Here is a 17770-nt window from a genome sequence, read left to right on the forward strand (position 1 = left end):
CCTTCCCCGTTCCCGGGGTTCTGGCTTATGGGTGTTTCCGGGGTGGCGGGTGCGGGCTGGGGTTTGGTGTCAGCCGGGTTCTGGAGGGGGGTGTCCCTTTTCCGGGGCCCGGCTTTTGCATGTCCGGTGCCGGGCCGGCGCCGGGCCGGAGGAAGGCCGGCGGGTGGCGGTGGGTGGTTGCCGGTGGGCCGCCGTATCAGGCGCCGGGTTCGCCGACCCGCGTCCCGCCGCGCCGGCGCCAATGGAGACGAGCCATACGGCGGAGACTCGTCGAGACGGGCCGTACCACGGAGAGTTGAGACGGGACCGTACGACGGGGAGGGGGCGGTGTGGGCCGATACGGGGCTGTCCCGAGGCCTGACATCACCGGCGGATGTTCCGGTCGCCGTCCTCCCTGAGCCAGGTGGTCCTCACCAAAGGGACCACCCGGTGCTCCCCTTGGTGAGCGCCCTGGCCGGAGCCGTCAAGGAGGCGCTCGGGCTTGGGGCGTGAGCCGGGGGGACGGCGACGCCCGTGGCGGGGGAGGACCGGGTGAAGGTCAGTGCGGCGTGACCAGGCGGTAGCCGACCCCGCGTACGGTCTGGATGAGCCGGTCGTCGTCGTCCCCGAGCCGGGCGCGGAGGCGTTTGACGTGGACGGCTATGGTGTTCGTCGACATCGCGTCGGCCGCGTGCCACACGTGGCGCATGATCTGCTCCCGTGTGACCGTCCGGTCGGCGTTGCGCATCAGGTAGTGCAGAAGCTCGAACTCCCGAAGGGGCAGGTGCACGGGCATCCCGGACACGCGCACCTGATAAGCCCCCACGTCCAGCTCGACGCTGCCGACCGTGAGTACCCCGCGCGAGCCGGCGTCCCCGGGGAACGCCGCCTGCACCAGGGGAAGCAGCTCGGGCACGCGGTACGGCCTGGCCACGCACGCCGTGGCTCCGGCGGCGAGGCCTTGGACGGCCTGTTCCGCGTGCCCGTCGCCCACGCCCAGCAGGACGGGCACGGCTCGCGCCCTTCGTACCGCGCGCACGAAATCGACCGGCCCGATGACGGTCAGGGTGGCGCTGACGAGCACAACGTCAGGCCGGAGGGCGCCGGCCTGCAGAAGTGCCTGGGCGCCATCGGAGACTCCGGTGACGAGGACCCCTTCGCGCTCCAGCGCCTCGGCCAGTTCCCGCACCATTTCGGCGTCGGGATCGGCCACCAGCAGCATGGGCGCCGACCGAGTGTCCCCGTCCACTTCAGGTGCCGCCTGCGGCTGGGTCACACCATCTCCTCAAGGCTCCTCAAGGTTCCATGGGCTCCTGGACCTAGGAGTCGATCATCCGAAGCGGCCGGTGATGTAGTCCTCGGTCGCCTTTTGAGTGGGGTTGGTGAAGATCTTGGAGGTCTCGTCCATCTCGACGAGCTTGCCGGGCTGTCCCTGGCCGGCCAGGTTGAAGAACGCCGTACGGTCGCTGACCCGCGCGGCCTGCTGCATGTTGTGGGTCACGATGACGATCGTGTAGTCGTTCTTCAGCTTGGCGATCAGGTCCTCGATGGCGAGCGTCGAGATCGGGTCCAGGGCCGAGCACGGCTCGTCCATGAGCAGGACGGCCGGGCTGACGGCGATGGCCCGCGCGATGCAGAGCCGCTGCTGCTGACCGCCGGACAGGCCCGCGCCCGGCTTGTTGAGCCGGTCCTTGACCTCGTTCCAGAGGTTGGCGTCCTTCAGCGACGTCTCGACGATGCCCTCGGCCTCGGACTTGGAGATCCGGCCGTTGAGGCGCAGGCCCGCGGCGACGTTGTCGAAGATCGACATCGTCGGGAACGGGTTCGGCCGCTGGAAGACCATGCCGACCGTGCGCCGGACGGACACCGGGTCGATGTCCGGGCCGTAGAGGTCCTGGTCCTCCAGGAGGATCTTGCCGTCGACGTGCGCGCCGGGGATGACCTCGTGCATGCGGTTCAGCGTGCGCAGGAACGTCGACTTGCCGCATCCGGACGGGCCGATGAAGGCCGTGACCGAGCGCGGCTCGATCGTCATCGTGATGCCTTCGATCGCCTTGTGCGATCCGTAGTAGGCGTCGAGGTCGGAGACCTCGATCTGCTTGGCCATGTCGATAACCCCTTACCGGCCCTTGGCGGGCGAGCGCCACCAGGCGATGAGGCGCGCCACCAGGTTGAGCAGCATGACGATCAGGATGAGGGTGAGCGCTCCGGTCCATGCCCGGTCGACCGCCGTGACGTTCGGACGCTGGGCCTGGTCGAAGACGTAGAGCGGAAGGCCCATCTGAGGCCCGTTGAACGGATCCTCGTTGATGGAGTCGGTGCTGAAGACCGTGAGCAGCAGCGGCGCGGTCTCACCGGCGACGCGGGCGATGGCGAGCATGACGCCCGTGATGATGCCGGTGAAGGCGGTCGGGAACACGATCTTGGTGATCGTCTTCCACTTGGGCACGCCCAGCGCGTACGACGCCTCGCGCAGGTCGTTCGGGACGAGGCGCAGCATCTCCTCGGCCGAGCGCACCACGGTCGGCATCATCAGGATCGACAGCGCGAGCGCGCCCGCGAAGCCGGAGTAGCCGAGGCCGAGCACCAGGACCCAGAAGGCCAGGACGAACAGACCGGCCACCACCGACGGGATGCCGGTCATGACGTCGACGAAGAAGCTGATGGAGCGGGCGAGCTGGCGGTTCTGCCCGTACTCGACCAGGTAGATCGCGGTGAGCAGTCCCACGGGCACCGAGATCAGCGCGGCGAGGCCGACCTGCTCCAGGGTGCCGAGAATGGCGTGGTAGGCCCCTCCGCCGGCGTCGCGGGCGCCGATGTTGCGCATCGAGTGGGTCAGGAATTCCAGGTCGAAGCGGGCGATGCCGTTCTTGATCACCAGCCAGAGGACCGAGATGAGCGGTACCACGGCGACGGCGAAGGCCAGCCAGACGAGGCCGAGGACGACACGGTCCTTCAGCCGGCGGCTGAAGGACACGCGGGTGATGACGGCGGGCGACATTGTCATGCGGCGGCCCTCGAGTACTCCTTGCGGCGAGCGATGATCAACCGGGCGGCCGTGTTGACCACTAGGGTGATCACGAACAGCACCAGGCCGGACGCGATCAGCGCGCCCTGGCCGATGGGCGTGGCCTCGCCGAATCCGTTGGCGATGTTCGCGGCGATGCTGTTGCCGTTGTTGGACAGCACCTTGAAGGTGATGTCGAAGGTCGCGGGGAAGATCAGCGCGACCGCGATCGTCTCGCCCATCGCGCGCCCGAGGCCGAGCATGGCCGCGCTGATGACGCCGGGACGGCCGAACGGCAGGACCGACATCCTGATCATCTCCCACCGGGTGGCCCCGAGCGCGAGGGAGGCTTCTTCCAGCGCCCGCGGCGCCTGGAGGAACACCTCGCGGGAGATCGCGGCGATGATCGGAAGGATCATGATGGCGAGGACGATGGAGCCGGTCATGATCGACTTGCCGTAGACGGCGTCCCCCGCGAACAGGGGGATCCACCCGAAGTAGTCGTTCAGGAACGTGTAGGGCCCCTGCACGAACGGGATCAAGAAGATGACGCCCCACAGGCCGTACACCACGCTGGGGACGGCGGCGAGCAGGTCGATCACATAGCCGAGCGCCCCGGCCAGGCGGCGGGGCGCGTAGTGGGAGATGAACAGCGCGACGCCGATGGCCACGGGAAGGGCCATGATCAGGGCCAGCAGCGAGCTGATCACGGTGCCGAACGCCAGGGCGGCGATGCCGAACTTCGGCTCGGTCGCGTTGGGCGTCCAGATCTTCTCGGCGAGGAAACTCGAGGTGTTCGCCTGGAGGGCCGGGATCGCCTTCACGATGAGGAAGACCGCGATGGCCGCCATGATGGCGAGCACCACCACACCGGCGCCGGTGGTCGCGAACCGGAAGGGGCCCTCACCGCGGCTGCGCCGGAAGGCGGGCCGGCGCATGGCCGGCCCGCCTTCCTTCGTACGAAGTGGCGTGGCCATTGAGTTAGGAGATCGCCTCGACGGCCGTCTGCACCTTGGTCAGCAGAGAGGCCGGCAGGGGGGCGTAGCCGAGCCCGGTCAGCGCGGACTGGCCGGCGTCGCTGGCGGTGTACTTGAGGAAGGCCTTGACGAGCTTGGAGTCCTCGGCCGACAGGCCCTTCTCACAGGTGATCTCGTAGGTCACCAGGACGATCGGGTAGGCGCCCGCGGACTTGGTGGCGTAGTCGATCGACAGCTTGAGGTCGTTGCCGGTGCCCTTGACCTCAGCGGCCTCGACGGTCTTGGCGGCGCTCTCGGGGGTGAGCTCGACGAACTCACCGGAGCCGTTGGCGACCTTGGCCTTGCTCAGGCCCGAGTTCTCGGCGAAGGAGAGCTCGACGTAGCTGATGGAGCCCTCGGCGCTCTTGACGGTCTGCGCGATGCCGTCCGAGCCCTTGGCGCCCTGGCCCTTGGCCTCGGCGGGCCACGCCTTGGCGGGCTCGTACGGCCAGCCGGCGGTCGCCTTGAGGAACTTGGTGAAGTTGTCGCTGGTGCCCGACTCGTCCGAGCGGTGGACCGCCTGGATCGGGGTCGAGGGCAGCTGCGCGTCGGGGTTGTCCTTCTTGATCGCCGCGTCGTCCCACTTGGTGATCTTGCTGTCGAAGATGCCACCGATGGTCGCCGGGGAGAGCTGAAGGTTGTCCACGCCCGGCAGGTTGTAGACCACCGCGACCGGGCCGATCACCATGGGAAGGTTGATCGCCTTGCCGGTCTTGCAACGCGCGTCGGCCTGGGCGGGCTCGCCCTTGTCATCCTTGAGGGCCGAGTCGGAGCCCGCGAAGGCCACCGTGCCCTGGATGAAAGCCTGGACGCCCGCGCCGGAGCCGCTGGGCTGGTAGTTGATGCTCACACCGGAGTTCGCGGACTGGAAGCCCTTCTTCCACTCGGCGATGGCGTTCGCCTGGGCCGAGGAGCCTGCGGCGTTGATCGTGCCGCTGAGGGCGGCGCTGTCGCCGCCGCCCGAGCTCGTGGACGGGGCGGAGCTGGCGGTGTTGTCGCCGCTGTTGTCATCAGTACCGCACGCAGCGAGCGAAAGCACGCCGGCGATGGCGGCTACGGCGAGCCGGCCTGCATACTTCACGTTTGTTGTCCTTCCACGCTGTTCTCTCAACGGCTAGGACGGTAGGGAGTCAAGATGACTTAATCCCCGGTTAAAGGTGAACGAGGCGTGAACGGGCCCGGTCGCTCTTGTCCGAACTGGGGCATGTGCCGAGGTGGGAGCCTATGTCACAAGATGAGCTCAATGTTCGAGCGGCTGCCGCCATCCACATCCTGAGATGTGTGACACGTACGCGACTGTGCCCTCACGGGGAGTTACGCGCGCCGCAGGCTGCCGTAGCGTCGAGGCGACGACTGCGAGGAGGATCGACGTGCTTCCAGGATGCGGTAGCTGCAGTTGCTATCTCGAGGACCGTGTCATCTCACGCCCGCCGGACGAGCGCTGACGGCGCGCGGGTGAACACCGGGTGAGCGCGCGGCGCGCCCGGCACGCCGGGCGCGCGCGTGACCGCGGCTCTGAGCGTGCGGCTCTGCGCCTGCTCAGTCGGGCCTGCTCAGTCGCCGAGGCGCTTGAGCACTTCGGGGTGCAGCAGCGGGTTGGCGCACACCAGGCTGCCCCCGTCGACGTCCGGCGCGCCGGACAGGTCGGTCCAGACGCCCCCGGCCTCCTCGACGATCACCGTCAGTGCGGCCATGTCCCAGGCCGACAACTCCGGCTCGGCCGAGATGTCGACCGCGCCCTCGGCGACCATCACGTGCGACCAGAAGTCGCCGTACGCGCGCGTGCGCCACACGGCACGCGACAGGTCGATGAACTCCGCGAGGCGCCCGCGCTCCTCCCAGCCGCCGAAGCTGGAGTAGGAGAACGACGCGTCGGACAGGCGGCTCACCGACGAGACGGTGCAGCGCGACGCCTTGGTCAGGCTGCGGCCCGTCCACGCGCCGCCGTCGCGGGCGGCCCACCAGCGGCGGCCGAGCGCGGGCGCCGAGACCACGCCCACGACGACCCTCCCGTGCTCCATGAGCGCGATCAGGGTGGCCCAGACGGGGACGCCGCGCACGTAGTTCTTGGTGCCGTCGATGGGGTCGACCACCCAGCAGCGTGAGCCGTACCCGCTGGTGCGGCCCGTCTCCTCGCCGATGACCGCGTCACGGGGACGGGCGCGGCGCAGGGTGCCGCGGATCGCGTCCTCGACCGCCTGGTCGGCGTCGCTCACCGGCGTGAGGTCCGGCTTGGTGTCGACCCGCAGGTCGACGGCCTTGAACCGGCGCATGGTCAGATCGTCGGCGCTGTCGGCCATCATGTGCGCCAGTCGCAGGTCGTCGGTATAGCCCGTCACAGCGCAAACGGTACCCTGCCGGGACGGTTTTCCTCAGGCGTGATGGTCCGTTTCGGCGGGTTTCAATCGTCGTCGGGCTCGCCGTCCCGGCTCCCGAGCAGGCGGCGCAGGGACGCGAGGCCGGCCGCGTCCGCGTGGCCCTGCTCCACCCAGGCGTCCAGCGAGCATTCCTCGCCGCGGTGGTTGCACCCCTTGGGGCAGTGGACGGCGCCCTCGGCCAGCGCGGGGAAGGCGGCCAGCACGTTGTCGATCACGACGTGGCCGAGCCCGAAGCTGCGCACGCCGGGGGTGTCGATGATCCATCCGCCGAAGGGCAGCTCCAGGGCCACGGCGGAGCTGGAGGTGTGGCGCCCGCGGCCGGTGATCGCGTTCACGTGCGAGACCGCGCGCCCGGCGTCGGGCACGAGCGAGTTGACCAGCGTCGACTTGCCGACCCCCGAGTGGCCGACCAGGACGCTGAGCCGGTCGGCGAGCCGCGACCGCAGCTCGTCCAGGTCGCCGCCCTTCCGCACGACGACGTACGGCAGGCCGAGCGGCTCGTAGCGGGCCACGAGCTCGTCCGGGGCGGCGAGGTCGGCCTTGGTGAGGCAGAGCAGCGGCTCGATGTCGGCGTCGAACGCGGCCACGAGCATGCGGTCGATCATCCGTGGCCGGGGCGGCGGGTCGGCCAGCGCGGTGACGATGACGAGCTGGTCGGCGTTGGCGACGATCGGGCGCTCGACCTCGTCGGTGTCGTCGGCGCTGCGCCGCAGCATCGAGGTGCGCGGCTCGACCCGGACGATGCGCGCCAGCGTGTCGGGCTGTCCCGAGGTGTCGCCCACGAGGCCGACGCGGTCGCCGACCACGATGCCCTTGCGGCCCAGCTCCCGCGCCCGCATCGCCGTCACGACGTGCGGATCGGGGGCGCGCTTCCTCCGGTGCCCGTCCGGGGCCTCCCCCTCGACGAGGCAGGTGTAGCGGCCGCGGTCGACCGCCACGACGAAGCCCTCGACGGCGTCGTCGTGCGCGGGACGGCGTCTCGTCCTCGGCCGCGATCCCTTGCCGGGCCGGACCCGCACGTCCTCCTCGTCGTACTCGCGTCTTCTCAGTGGCCCTCCCCCAGCATGCGCGCCCACATGAGGGCGAACTCGGGAAGGGTCTTGGCGGTCGTCGCGATGTCCTCGACCCGCACGCCGGGGACGGCGAGGCCGATGACCGCCCCGGCCGTCGCCATGCGGTGGTCGGCGTAGGTGTGGAACACCCCTGCCCGCAGCGGGCGCGGCGTGATCGCCAGGCCGTCGTCGGTCTCGGTGACGTCCCCGCCGAGGCCGTTGATCTCGGTGGCCAGGGCGGCGAGCCGGTCGGTCTCGTGGCCGCGCAGGTGGGCGATGCCGCGCAGCCGGCTGGGCGAGCCCGCGAGCGCGGCCAGGGCGGCGATGGTGGGCGTCAGCTCGCCGACGTCGCGCAGGTCGGCGTCGATGCCCTCCAGCCGGCCGCCGCCGGTGACCCTCAGGCCCTCGGAGGTGCGCGCGACGGTCGCGCCCATGCGCGGCAGCAGCTCCCGCAGCGCGTCGCCCCCCTGCGTCGTCTCCTCCGGCCAGCCGGGGATGGTGACGCCGCCGCCGGTGACCATGGCCGCCGCCAGGAACGGCGCGGCGTTGGACAGGTCGGGCTCGACCGTGAGGTCGCGGGCCGAGATCGGGCCGGGCTCGACCTTCCAGACGTCCGGCTCGGAGTCGTCCACGGCGACCCCCGCGGCGCGCAGCATCTGCACGGTCATCTCGATGTGCGGCATGGACGGCACCGGCGGGCCGTTGTGGCGGACGGTCACGCCCTTGGGGTAGCGCCCGGCGGCCAGCAGCAGGCCGGAGACGAGCTGGGAGGACGCCGAGGCGTCCAGCGTGACCTCGCCGCCGGTGATCGGCCCCCGGATCGTGAACGGCAGCGCGTCGCCGGTGACCTCGGCGCCGAGGGAGCGCAGCGCGGCGAGGATCGGGCCCATCGGCCGCTTGCGGGCGTGCGGATCGCCGTCGAAGGCGACCTCGCCGTCGGCCAGCGCGGCCACGGGCGGGACGAAACGCATCACCGTGCCGGCCAGCCCGACGTCGATCGACGCGCCGCCGCGCACGGGGCCGGGCACGACGTGCCAGTCGACGCCGGAGGGGCCGTCATCGGAGGGGGTCAGCTCGGCGCCGAGCGACCGCAGCGCCGCCACCATCAGGTCGGCGTCGCGGCTGCGCAGCGCGCGTCGCACCGTCCCGGGGCCGTCGGCGAGCGCGGCGAGCAGGAGGGCGCGGTTGGTCACCGACTTGGACCCGGGCAGGCGCACGGTCGCCTCGACCGGGCCGGGAGCCACGGGCGCGGGCCACAGGGGAGCTGACATAGTTCCGAGCCTACCGGGACGGCCCCCGCCAAGGCGCTGACGTCGGGCCCCGTGGCGGCCCCGCGGGGGCCGCCGGGTGATCGGGTTTCCCGCGCGCGTGATGCGTGAACGGCGGCGGTGGGGCAGTCTATGGGCATGTGTGGCAGATACGCGTCGGCGCGTAAGCGCCAGGAGTTGCTGGAGGAGTTCGAGGTCGGCGTGGACGGCACGTCGATGGAGCTCGCCGCGGACTACAACGTCGCCCCCACCAAGAAGGTGTACGCGGTGCTCACCCGCCCGGAGGCGCCCGACGGGGAGAAGGACGGCAAGAAGGGCGAGAAGGGCGACGGGGCGCAGGCCGCACAGCCCGTCCGGCAGTTGAGGGTGCTGAAGTGGGGTCTGGTGCCGAGCTGGGCGAAGGACCCCTCGGTCGGGTCCCGCATGATCAACGCGCGGGTCGAGACGCTGACCGAGAAGCCCTCGTTCCGCAAGGCGTTCGCGCAGCGCCGGTGCCTGCTTCCGGCGGACGGCTACTACGAGTGGTACAGAGCCGACAAGAAGACCAAGCACCCCTATTTCATTCACCCCGAGGACGGCGGGGTGATGGCGATGGCCGGTCTGTACGAGTTCTGGAAGGACCGCACCCGGGCGGACGACGACCCGCTGAAATGGCTCGTGACCTGCACGGTCATCACCACGTCCGCCGAGGACCACCTCGGGCGGATCCACGACCGCATGCCCGTCGTGATCCACAGGGATCAGTGGGCCGACTGGCTCGACCCGGCGCGCACCGACACCGGCGAGATGCTGGAGATGCTCGAATCCGCCCCGCCGAGCGGCCTGGTCGCCTACCCCGTGTCGAGCGAGGTGAACAGCGTCAAGAACAACGGCCCCCACCTTCTGGAGCGCGAGACCTCCGGCGAGACCGCGTTGTTCTGACGCGTGTTCCCGGCCGTTTCGGAGTGCCGGGCCGTTCGGAAAAGGAACGAGACCCGGGAAAGAAATGCCGCGTCCAGGAAAAGGCTGGGTCATGCCGGTGTAAGAACCCGGCCGAATGGGCATCCGCTCAAAAAGCGATGACGCAAGGAGACGCGGAGTCATCGCCCGAGGATCGGGCCAGGCGGGAGGTTCCGGGGGATCCCGCCTACGGCTGTACCCATTTCTTCCCGGAGGTGCGGATTCGTGGACGACGCGACCGCTCGGACCCAACTGGAGAGCATGCTCGCCGAACTCGACCGGTCCATCAGGGTGCTGCGGGGCGACCCCGTCACCGTCGGCGACAGGTCGGCGGCGGACGCCGGCTCCGCGCTCACCGACGCCGACCGCAGGCAGGCCATGATCGATGTGGCGACGCGGCAGCGTACCGCGGTGGTCGACGCGCTGAAGCGGCTCGACGCCGGCGACTACGGCCGGTGCGTGGACTGCCGGGCGCCGGTGCCCGAGGGGCGGCTTGCCGCGCGTCCCGAGGCGGCCCGCTGCGTCCAGTGCCAGTCCCGGCGGGAACGCCGCCGCTGACGGCGCCCCCGTATGCCGAAATAGGCGGCGGCCTCGCGCTATCCCGGCCTGCGGGCGCTCGCCACGAGATGGATGCCCACGGTGTCGTCGTCGTCCGGGTGCGCCTCCAGCTCGGTGCGCACCAGCCAGTTCAGCGCGCGGGTGTCGGCCGCGAGGACGTGGTCGACGGTGGACGGCGACAGCACCGTGCGCGGCCGCACCCACTCGACCTCCAGCCCGGCGTCGGCGAGCAGCTCGCGCAGCTGGGCGCTGCTGAAACAGCGCGTGATGCTGCCGTCCGGCCATGGCACGAGCATGACCTCGCCCGTCCCGGTCTGGCACAGGTGGGCCCAGTAGTTCTGCTCGGCCATGATCGCCATGCCGAGGACCAGAGAGTCCACGCACGCCAGCACGCGCCCGCCGGGCTTGAGCACGCGCGCGACGTCCTCGATCGTCGACTCGGCCATCAGCTCCAGCGACAGCGCGCGTTCCTCGGCGATCACCGCGTCGACGGACGCGTCCGGCAGGAACCCGAGATCGTCGGCCCGCACCCGGCGGATCCGGTTGGACGCGTCGCGCAGCCAGGTGTCGGGCGTGCGGCGGAAGTCGACCACCTCGATCACGTGGTGGCCCGCGCCCGCCGCCTGGACCGGCCATCGCCCGCGCCCGCCGGACAGGTCCAGCAACAGGCAGGGCCGCTGCGGGAGCCAGCGCCTCAGCTGCTCGGCGACGACGGCGTGGTAGAAGGTCCAGTACGGCCCGAGTGCGCCTGAGCCGTTCAGTTCGCTGGCTGGGATGGGCAGCAACGTGGCTCCTGGACGGTCGGGGCACCGGGGTCAGCAACCGGCCGGTACGTATCTTTTTCCCCGTACCGGGTCGATCGTCACCTTCTACTTACCGGGAACAGATGCTATGCCTCGCGTGTTGCAGACGGGCGTAAACACGCGAGGAGGTTCCGTCCCATGCTGGTGGCCGAGGTCGGTGATCGGTCGGCCGTAGACGAGCCGGTATTCTCGGCTCTGTACGGTGCGTATAAGGGGGTGGGTCCGGTCTCCAAGACAGCCGAGGAGACTCTGGAGCAGCGCAGCGAGCGGTTCGAGCGCGATGCCATGCCGTATCTCGACCAGCTCTACTCCGCGGCGCTCCGGATGACCAGGAATCCCGCCGACGCGGAGGATCTGCTTCAGGACACCTTCGCCAAGGCGTTCGGTTCGTTCCACCAGTTCCAGGAGGGAACGAACCTCAAGGCCTGGCTCTACCGCATCCTGACCAACACGTTCATCAACACCTACCGCAAGAAGCAGCGGGAACCCAAGCAGGCGGGCACCGAGGAGATCGAGGACTGGCAGCTCGCGCGCGCCGAGTCCCACACCTCCGGTGGCCTGAAGTCGGCCGAGGTGGAGGCGCTGGAGCACCTCCCCGACAGCGACATCAAGGACGCGCTGGCCGCGCTTCCGGAGGACTTCCGGATCGCGGTGTACCTCGCCGACGTCGAGGGTTTCCCGTACAAGGAGATCGCCGACATCATGGGCACTCCGATCGGGACGGTCATGTCCCGGCTTCACCGCGGGCGGCGCCAGCTGCGGACGCAACTCGAGGACTACGCACGCGAACGCGGGCTTGTGCGATCGGAGGAGCCGTCGTGATGGAGCGCGGCGACATCGGCGATGTGGGCGAGATGAGCGGGGCAGGCGGGGCCGCGAGGTCGGGCGACGGCGGCCGGGGTCTGGGCGCCGGCGCCCTGGAGGGGTGTTGGGCATGAGCTGTGGCAAGCCGCACGACACCGACTGCAAGGAAGTGCTCGACCGGGTCTACACCTTCCTGGACGGCGAGCTGGACGAGCGCCGCAGGTCGGACATAGACCAGCACCTGGACGAGTGTGGGCCATGCCTGCAGGAGTACGGCCTGGAGAAGGCCGTCAAGCAGCTCATCGCCAAGCACTGCGGCTGCGACACGGCTCCCGAGGAACTGCGGTCGAAGGTGCTCAAACGCATCCAAGAGGTCAGGGCCGAGCTGGCCGACTAGCCAGGGCGGCGCATCGGGTACGGTCGGGCGGTTTCGCCCGGCCATCGCCTAGGATGCCGGGGTGCGTGTACTCGTGACCGGCGGCGCCGGGTTCATCGGCTCCACCCTCGTCGACCGCCTGCTGGCCGACGGGCACGAGGTGGCCGTCGTGGACGACCTGTCCTCGGGAGACCGCGCCAACCTCGCCGCCGCGGCCGCGAACCCGGCCTTCTCGCTCTTCGAGCTGGACGTCAGGGACGCCGGGCTGGCCGAGCTGGCGCGGCGGTGGCGTCCCGAGGCCGTGTGCCATCTCGCCGCGCAGATCAGCGTGCGCGCCAGCGTCGCCGACCCCGTCCACGACGCGCGCCTCAACGTCGAGGGCACGGTCAACGTGCTGGAGGCCGCCCGCCAGGCCGGGGCCAGGAAGGTCGTCCACACCTCCTCCGTCGCGGTCTACGGCCGCCCGCCGGTGATCCCGGTGCCCGGCGACGCCGCGACCGACCCCCGCTCGCCGTACGCCGCCTCCAAGCTCGGCGGCGAGATCTACCTGTCGATGTTCCGGGCGCTGCACGGCATCCAGGGCACCACGCTGGTGCTGTCGAACGTCTACGGCCCCCGGCAGTCGCCCCAGGGCGAGGCGGGGGTCGTCTCGATCTTCACCGACGCCCTGCTGCGCGGTGCGCCCACCGTCGTGTACGGCGACGGCTCCCAGACGCGGGACTACATCTTCGTCGACGACGTCGTGGACGGGTTCGTGCGCGCGTGCGGGCCGGACGGCGACGGGCGGCGCTTCAATCTCGGCACGGGCGTGCAGACCACCGACCGCGAGCTGCACACGCTCGTGGCCGCCGCGGCGGGGGCTCCGGACGCGCCGGCGTTCGCGCCCGCGCGGCTCGGCGACCTGCCCGCGATGGCCGTCGACCCCGCGCCCGCCCGCCAAGGCCTCGGCTGGCGCCCCCGCACGGAGCTTCTCACCGGCCTCAAGGCCACCGTCGAGTGGGCTAGATCACGTTAGCTGGGGGTAGTGGTTTGATTACGCTTTGGATGCGATTCTTCGACTTCCCCAACGCGTGAGCACGGGTTCTGTAGCCTGAAGCCGGACTCGATGGGGAGGCGGCACATGGTGAAGGCAATGGCCACACGCATGGGGGCGGCCATAGTTAGCGGTGGTTTCGCGGGCGCCCTGGCCATGGTGGTTCTGACGGTTCTCGTGGTTCTCTCGGGGGGCGCGGCGGAAGGCCCCTCAGGCATCTCCTGGATCTGAGCGCGTGCCCGTGACGGCCGTAGGCGGCGGCGGTGCGTGAGCTTCCCTGGCCGGCCAAGATCTATCTCGTCGCCGTCGTCGCGGTGGCGGCCGGGCTGATCGGGCGGGGCCTGATCTTCTCCGAGCACCTGGGCCAGGACGAGTGGCCCACGTTGCTGGTACTCGCGCTGCTGTTCCTGGTGTGCGAGTCGGTGCCCACGCTGCTGAACGTGCAGTCGGCCGCGATGTCGGTCAGCTTCTCGGCCGCGCTCGCCGCGGTGGTGCTGGTCGGCAGCGTGGGCGCGGCGCTCGTGGGCGCGACGGCGGTGCTGAGCGTGCGGCCGGGCCTGCCGCCGCACAAGCGGCTGTTCAACGGCGCCCAGTTCGCGATCTGCGGGTACGCGGCCGGGTGGGTGTTCGAGTCGCTGGGCGGCCATCGCACGATCGTCAGCGACCACCGCTTCGCCGACCTGCTCGGCCCGTTCACGGGCGCGGCGGCGGTGTTCGTCCCGCTCAACTTCGTGCTGTTCGCCGTCATGCTCTCGCTCGCCGGGCAGTTGCGCACCGAGGAGGTGCCGCTGCGCGGGCTCGCCCAGTTCTTCATCTCCTACCTGGGGTACGCGACCTTCGGGCTGCTGATCGCCGGGCTGTGGGCGACCGTCCAGTCGATCTCGGCGGTGCTCGTGCTGCTGCCGCTGTTCATCGCCCGCTGGGCCTTCGGCCAGTACCTCGCGCAGCAGCGGTCGTACGACGCCACCATCGCCGCCCTGTGCCAGGCCGTCGAGACCAAGGACTACTACACGCGCGGTCACTGCACGCGGGTGTCCGCGGCCTCCACGATGATCGCCCAGGAGATCGGCATGGGCCCCGAGCGCATGCGGGCCATCGGCTACGCCGGCATGCTGCACGACGTGGGCAAGCTGGGCGTGCCGACCAAGGTCCTGCAGAAGGAAGGCGGCCTCACGGAGGAGGAGCTGGCCGCGATCCAGCTCCATCCGATGCGCGGCCTGGAGATCGTGCGGGGCATCGACTTCCTGGACGAGGCGTTCGCCGGCATCATGCACCACCACGAGCGCCAGGACGGCCGGGGCTATCCCATGGGGCTGGCCGGGGACGAGATCCCCGAGTTCGCACGGGTCATCGCCGTGGCCGACGCCTTCGACTCCATGACCTCCGACCGCGCCTACCGTAAGGCCAAGTCGATCGAGGAGGCCGTGGCCGAGCTGCGCAAGGGGGCGGGCACGCAGTTCGACCCCGACATGGTCGGCGCGTTCATCCGGGCCGTCGACCGCAGAGGCTGGGATCCTCCCGGCAAGGTCGCCGCGCCCAAGGCCGACGAGGTCGTCGAGACCGTGGCCAAGGACCACGACGACCCGACCTCGCCGATCGAAGTGGTGTCCGAGCGGTGACGACGGCGTCCCGGCCCATGCACGGGCTCGACTCCGGCCGGCTGCTGCTGATCTGCGCGGCGGGCGTGGTGACCGTCTGCGGCATCGCCTACACCGCCGCCGTCGGCCTGGTGGACCCGCAGATCGCGGTCGCGTTCGGCGTGCTGGTCGCCGCGGGCGAGCTGGCCAGGCTGACGATGCCGGGCAACCGCGAGGTCGCGCCCATCGGCGCCGCCGCCGCCCTCGGGTACACGCTGTTGCTGGACGTCGGCGGCGTCCCGGCCGAGCACTCGGCGCTGCAGGTCGTGGCGGTCATGTCGGCAGGCATGATCCTCGGCGCGCTGCCTCACCTCGCCGTGGGCAGGCCGCCGCAGCTCGACGCCATCGCCCGCCGCCTGCTGTCGGGGGCGCTGCTCGCGTTCGCCTATCGTCCGCTGGCCCCCGCGCTGTACGACACCACAGGCGACGGCAAGGGCACGTGGTGGGCGGTGCTCGGCGTGATGGCGGTGCTCATCACCGCGATGCTGGCCGCCGACGTCGTCATCGCCGCGCTGCTCAGGGCCGAGCAGGTGCGCACGGCCTTCCGGGTCGCGATCCGCGACGAGCTGCGCATGGCCGCGCCGCTCGGCGCCGCGGTCGCCGCGTCCGGCACGCTGCTCGTCCTGGCCTCGCACAGCATGAACCTGGCGGCCCTGGTCGTCTTCGCGGCGCCGCTGCTGGTCACCCAGGTCGCGTTCCGCAAGTACGCCGGCATCCGGGCCACCTACCTGCAGACCGTCCGCGCGCTGGCCCGCGTCACCGAGGTGGGCGGATATGTCGAGCCGGGGCACTCGCGGCGCGTCAGCCGCATGTCGGTCGCCATCGGCCGCGAGCTGGGCATGGCCGAGCCCGAGCTGCTGGAGCTGGAGTACGCCGCGCTGATGCACGACATCGGCCAGCTCTCCCTGCGCGACCCCATCCCCGGCGGCGCGACCGTCCTCACCGACCCGCGGACGGCGCGCAGCATCGCCGAGCTCGGCTCGGAGGTCATCAGGAAGACCGGCGTGCTCGACCGGGTCGCCGACATCGTGCGCCACCAGGGCGACCCGTTCGGGGGCCCGGAGCCCCCGCCGCCGCTGGCCAGCCGCATCATCAAGGCGGCCAACGCCTACGACGACCTGGTGGGCGGCTCCACCGACCGCGACCGCGCCGCGGCGGCCCTGGAGCGCCTGCGGCTGGACGGCGGCGACGAGTACGACCCCGTGGTGGTCGAGTCGATGGCCAAGGTCATCGAGCGGACCGGCCCGGACAACCACCTCTGAGCCCTCTTTCCCTCTTTCTTACAGGCGGCCGACCCGCGCCGCGTCCCTGAGATGGCCACGCGAACCCCTCCCTGACAGGGCTTTTACCCGGTGGAGGAGGTGCGCCGCCGATCCGGCGCCGCCGCTCCCGATTGTGGGGTTCCTACAGACGGGACACGAGGGATCGGTGGTTTCGCGCGAAGGGTTCTGAGAACGCTCCGGCCTTAGGGTGGTGATCCATCGAAGGGAGTGCGGCCGATGTTCGACAGCGTTCTGGTGGCCAATCGGGGAGAGATCGCCCGGCGGATCATCCGCACGGTCAGGGCCATGGGCCTGCGGGCCATCGCCGTGCACTCCGAGGCCGACGCCGACCTGCCGTTCGTGGCCGAGGCCGACGACGCGTTCGCCCTCGGCCCCGCGGCGCCCGCCCAGAGCTACCTCGACGTCGCCCGGGTCCTGGAGGCGTGCCGCGCGACCGGCGCCCGCGCCGTCCACCCGGGGTACGGCTTCCTCGCCGAGAACGCCGCGTTCGCCCGTGCCGTGGGGGAGGCGGGGCTGGTGTGGATCGGCCCGTCCCCGGACGCCATCGAGCGCATGGGCGACAAGATCAACGCACGCAACCTCATGGAGCGCGCCGGGGTGCCGGTGGCGGCGGGCACGCGCGAGCCGGTCACCGACCGCGCGGGGGCGCTGGCCGCGGCCGCCGAGATCGGTTACCCGGTCATGGTGAAGACCGCCGGGGGCGGGGGCGGCATCGGCATGGGCGTCGCCCGCGACGACGCAGAGCTGACCCGGGCCTTCGCGACCGCCTCGCGCGCGGCCGAGCGGTTCGGCGGGGGGACGGCCATCCTGCTGGAGCGCTTCGTCGAGCGGGCCCGTCACGTCGAGGTGCAGATCCTGGGCTTTGCGGACGGGACGGTGGTGGCGCTCGGCGAGCGCGACTGCTCGGTCCAGCGGCGTCACCAGAAGGTCGTCGAGGAGTCCCCCTCGCCCGGCATCACGCCCGAGCTGCGCGCGCGCATGCTGGAGGCCGCCGTGCGCGCCGGGGAGGCCGTCGGCTACCGCGGCGCGGGCACGGTCGAGTGCCTGGTCGACGCCGACCGGCAGGAGTTCGTGTTCCTGGAGATGAACACCCGGCTCCAGGTCGAGCACCCGGTCACCGAGCTGGTCACCGGGGTGGACCTGGTGGAGCAGCAGATCCTCGTGGCGGCGGGGGAGCCGGTCGGCTTCGTCGTGGCCTCCTCGGGGCAGGCCGTCGAGCCGCGGGGGCACGCGATCGAGCTGCGGGTGTACGCCGAGGACTCCAAGCGGTTCTTCCCCGGCCCCGGCAAGATCGACGTGTGGGAGGAGCCCAGTGGCCCGGGCATCCGGCTGGATTCCGGATATGTCGCGGGAAACACGGTGACGCCCTTCTATGATCCCTTGATGGCCAAGCTCTGCGTCCACGGCGCCGACCGCGCGCAGGCGCTGGAGCGGGCCCGCGCGGCCGTGGGCGGCTTCCGCATCGAAGGGCCGAAGAACAACCTCGCGTTCTGCGCCGAGCTGCTCGGCAACCCCGAGTTCGCCGCCGGCGACTACGACACCGGCCTGGTCGCCCGCATGCGCGCGTGACGCCGCCGGTGCCGGGCAGAGAACGGCCCGGATGCTGCGACGATGGGCACAGCAGGGCCGGTCAAGCG

General features: G+C 71.0%; 17 protein-coding genes. 8 read left to right on the plus strand and 9 right to left on the minus strand.

All coding sequences use genetic code 11. The features are described 5' to 3' along the window. Positions 1-538 precede the first annotated feature (538 nt). From DQ384_RS38980 to aroA, 8 genes are all read right to left on the minus strand, one after another. Entirely contained in the window at positions 539-1255 is a 717-nt protein-coding gene (locus DQ384_RS38980; protein WP_114033919.1) for a response regulator transcription factor, read from the minus strand. Positions 1256-1309: 54 nt separating this feature from the next. Continuing rightward, positions 1310-2086 (minus strand): phosphate ABC transporter ATP-binding protein PstB, encoded by a 777-nt coding sequence (gene pstB / locus DQ384_RS38985; RefSeq protein WP_114033920.1) that lies wholly within the window; start codon positions 2084-2086, stop codon positions 1310-1312. A 12-nt stretch (positions 2087-2098) separates the two neighbouring features. Further along, the gene (gene pstA, locus DQ384_RS38990) at positions 2099-2986 is read right to left on the minus strand and encodes a phosphate ABC transporter permease PstA (protein WP_114033921.1); all 888 of its coding nucleotides are present in this window, start codon (positions 2984-2986) and stop codon (positions 2099-2101) included. Further along, positions 2983-3924: a phosphate ABC transporter permease subunit PstC gene (gene pstC / locus DQ384_RS38995; RefSeq protein WP_245967088.1), complete on the minus strand. Its 942-nt coding sequence runs from the start codon at positions 3922-3924 to the stop codon at positions 2983-2985. The genes pstA and pstC overlap by 4 nt, the downstream gene beginning before the upstream one ends. 43 nt (positions 3925-3967) lie before the next feature. Then, positions 3968-5083, minus strand: coding sequence for a phosphate ABC transporter substrate-binding protein PstS (gene pstS, locus DQ384_RS39000; RefSeq protein ID WP_114033923.1), 1116 nt, complete (start codon positions 5081-5083; stop codon positions 3968-3970). 472 nt (positions 5084-5555) lie between these two features. Then, positions 5556-6341, minus strand: coding sequence for a histidinol-phosphatase (gene hisN / locus DQ384_RS39005; RefSeq protein ID WP_114033924.1), 786 nt, complete (start codon positions 6339-6341; stop codon positions 5556-5558). A gap of 62 nt (positions 6342-6403) precedes the next feature. Continuing rightward, positions 6404-7456, minus strand: a complete 1053-nt coding sequence (gene rsgA / locus DQ384_RS39010) for a ribosome small subunit-dependent GTPase A (RefSeq protein WP_114033925.1) — start codon at positions 7454-7456, stop codon at positions 6404-6406. Next, the gene (aroA, locus tag DQ384_RS39015) at positions 7426-8703 is read right to left on the minus strand and encodes a 3-phosphoshikimate 1-carboxyvinyltransferase (RefSeq protein WP_114033926.1); all 1278 of its coding nucleotides are present in this window, start codon (positions 8701-8703) and stop codon (positions 7426-7428) included. The genes rsgA and aroA overlap by 31 nt, the downstream gene beginning before the upstream one ends. A 135-nt stretch (positions 8704-8838) precedes the next feature. On the opposite strand from aroA, the gene DQ384_RS39020 reads away from it, so the two are divergent. Then, the gene (locus DQ384_RS39020; RefSeq protein WP_114033949.1) at positions 8839-9621 is read left to right on the plus strand and encodes an SOS response-associated peptidase; all 783 of its coding nucleotides are present in this window, start codon (positions 8839-8841) and stop codon (positions 9619-9621) included. A gap of 243 nt (positions 9622-9864) precedes the next feature. Then, entirely contained in the window at positions 9865-10197 is a 333-nt protein-coding gene (locus DQ384_RS39025) for a TraR/DksA family transcriptional regulator (protein ID WP_114033927.1), read from the plus strand. A 38-nt stretch (positions 10198-10235) separates the two neighbouring features. Here DQ384_RS39025 and DQ384_RS39030 read toward each other — a convergent pair whose 3' ends face one another. Further along, entirely contained in the window at positions 10236-10982 is a 747-nt protein-coding gene (locus DQ384_RS39030) for a class I SAM-dependent methyltransferase (protein WP_114033928.1), read from the minus strand. 234 nt (positions 10983-11216) lie between these two features. Here DQ384_RS39030 and DQ384_RS39035 point away from each other — a divergent pair, with 234 nt between their 5' ends. The 6 genes from DQ384_RS39035 (at position 11217) to DQ384_RS39060 (ending at position 17702) form a co-directional block, all read left to right on the plus strand. Then, positions 11217-11822: a sigma-70 family RNA polymerase sigma factor gene (locus tag DQ384_RS39035; RefSeq protein WP_114033950.1), complete on the plus strand. Its 606-nt coding sequence runs from the start codon at positions 11217-11219 to the stop codon at positions 11820-11822. A gap of 112 nt (positions 11823-11934) precedes the next feature. Then, on the plus strand, positions 11935-12201 hold the full coding sequence (gene rsrA / locus DQ384_RS39040) for a mycothiol system anti-sigma-R factor (protein ID WP_114033929.1): 267 nt from the start codon (positions 11935-11937) through the stop codon (positions 12199-12201). Positions 12202-12262: 61 nt separating this feature from the next. Beyond that, entirely contained in the window at positions 12263-13195 is a 933-nt protein-coding gene (locus tag DQ384_RS39045; protein WP_114033930.1) for an NAD-dependent epimerase/dehydratase family protein, read from the plus strand. 281 nt (positions 13196-13476) lie between these two features. Then, positions 13477-14832, plus strand: coding sequence for an HD-GYP domain-containing protein (locus DQ384_RS39050; RefSeq protein WP_181871674.1), 1356 nt, complete (start codon positions 13477-13479; stop codon positions 14830-14832). A gap of 17 nt (positions 14833-14849) precedes the next feature. Continuing rightward, positions 14850-16112: an HD-GYP domain-containing protein gene (locus DQ384_RS39055; protein WP_114033931.1), complete on the plus strand. Its 1263-nt coding sequence runs from the start codon at positions 14850-14852 to the stop codon at positions 16110-16112. 237 nt (positions 16113-16349) lie between these two features. Beyond that, positions 16350-17702, plus strand: coding sequence for an acetyl-CoA carboxylase biotin carboxylase subunit (locus tag DQ384_RS39060; RefSeq protein WP_114033932.1), 1353 nt, complete (start codon positions 16350-16352; stop codon positions 17700-17702). Positions 17703-17770 lie beyond the last annotated feature (68 nt).

Source organism: Sphaerisporangium album (assembly GCF_003323745.1).
In the GTDB taxonomy this organism is placed as follows: domain Bacteria; phylum Actinomycetota; class Actinomycetes; order Streptosporangiales; family Streptosporangiaceae; genus Sphaerisporangium; species Sphaerisporangium album.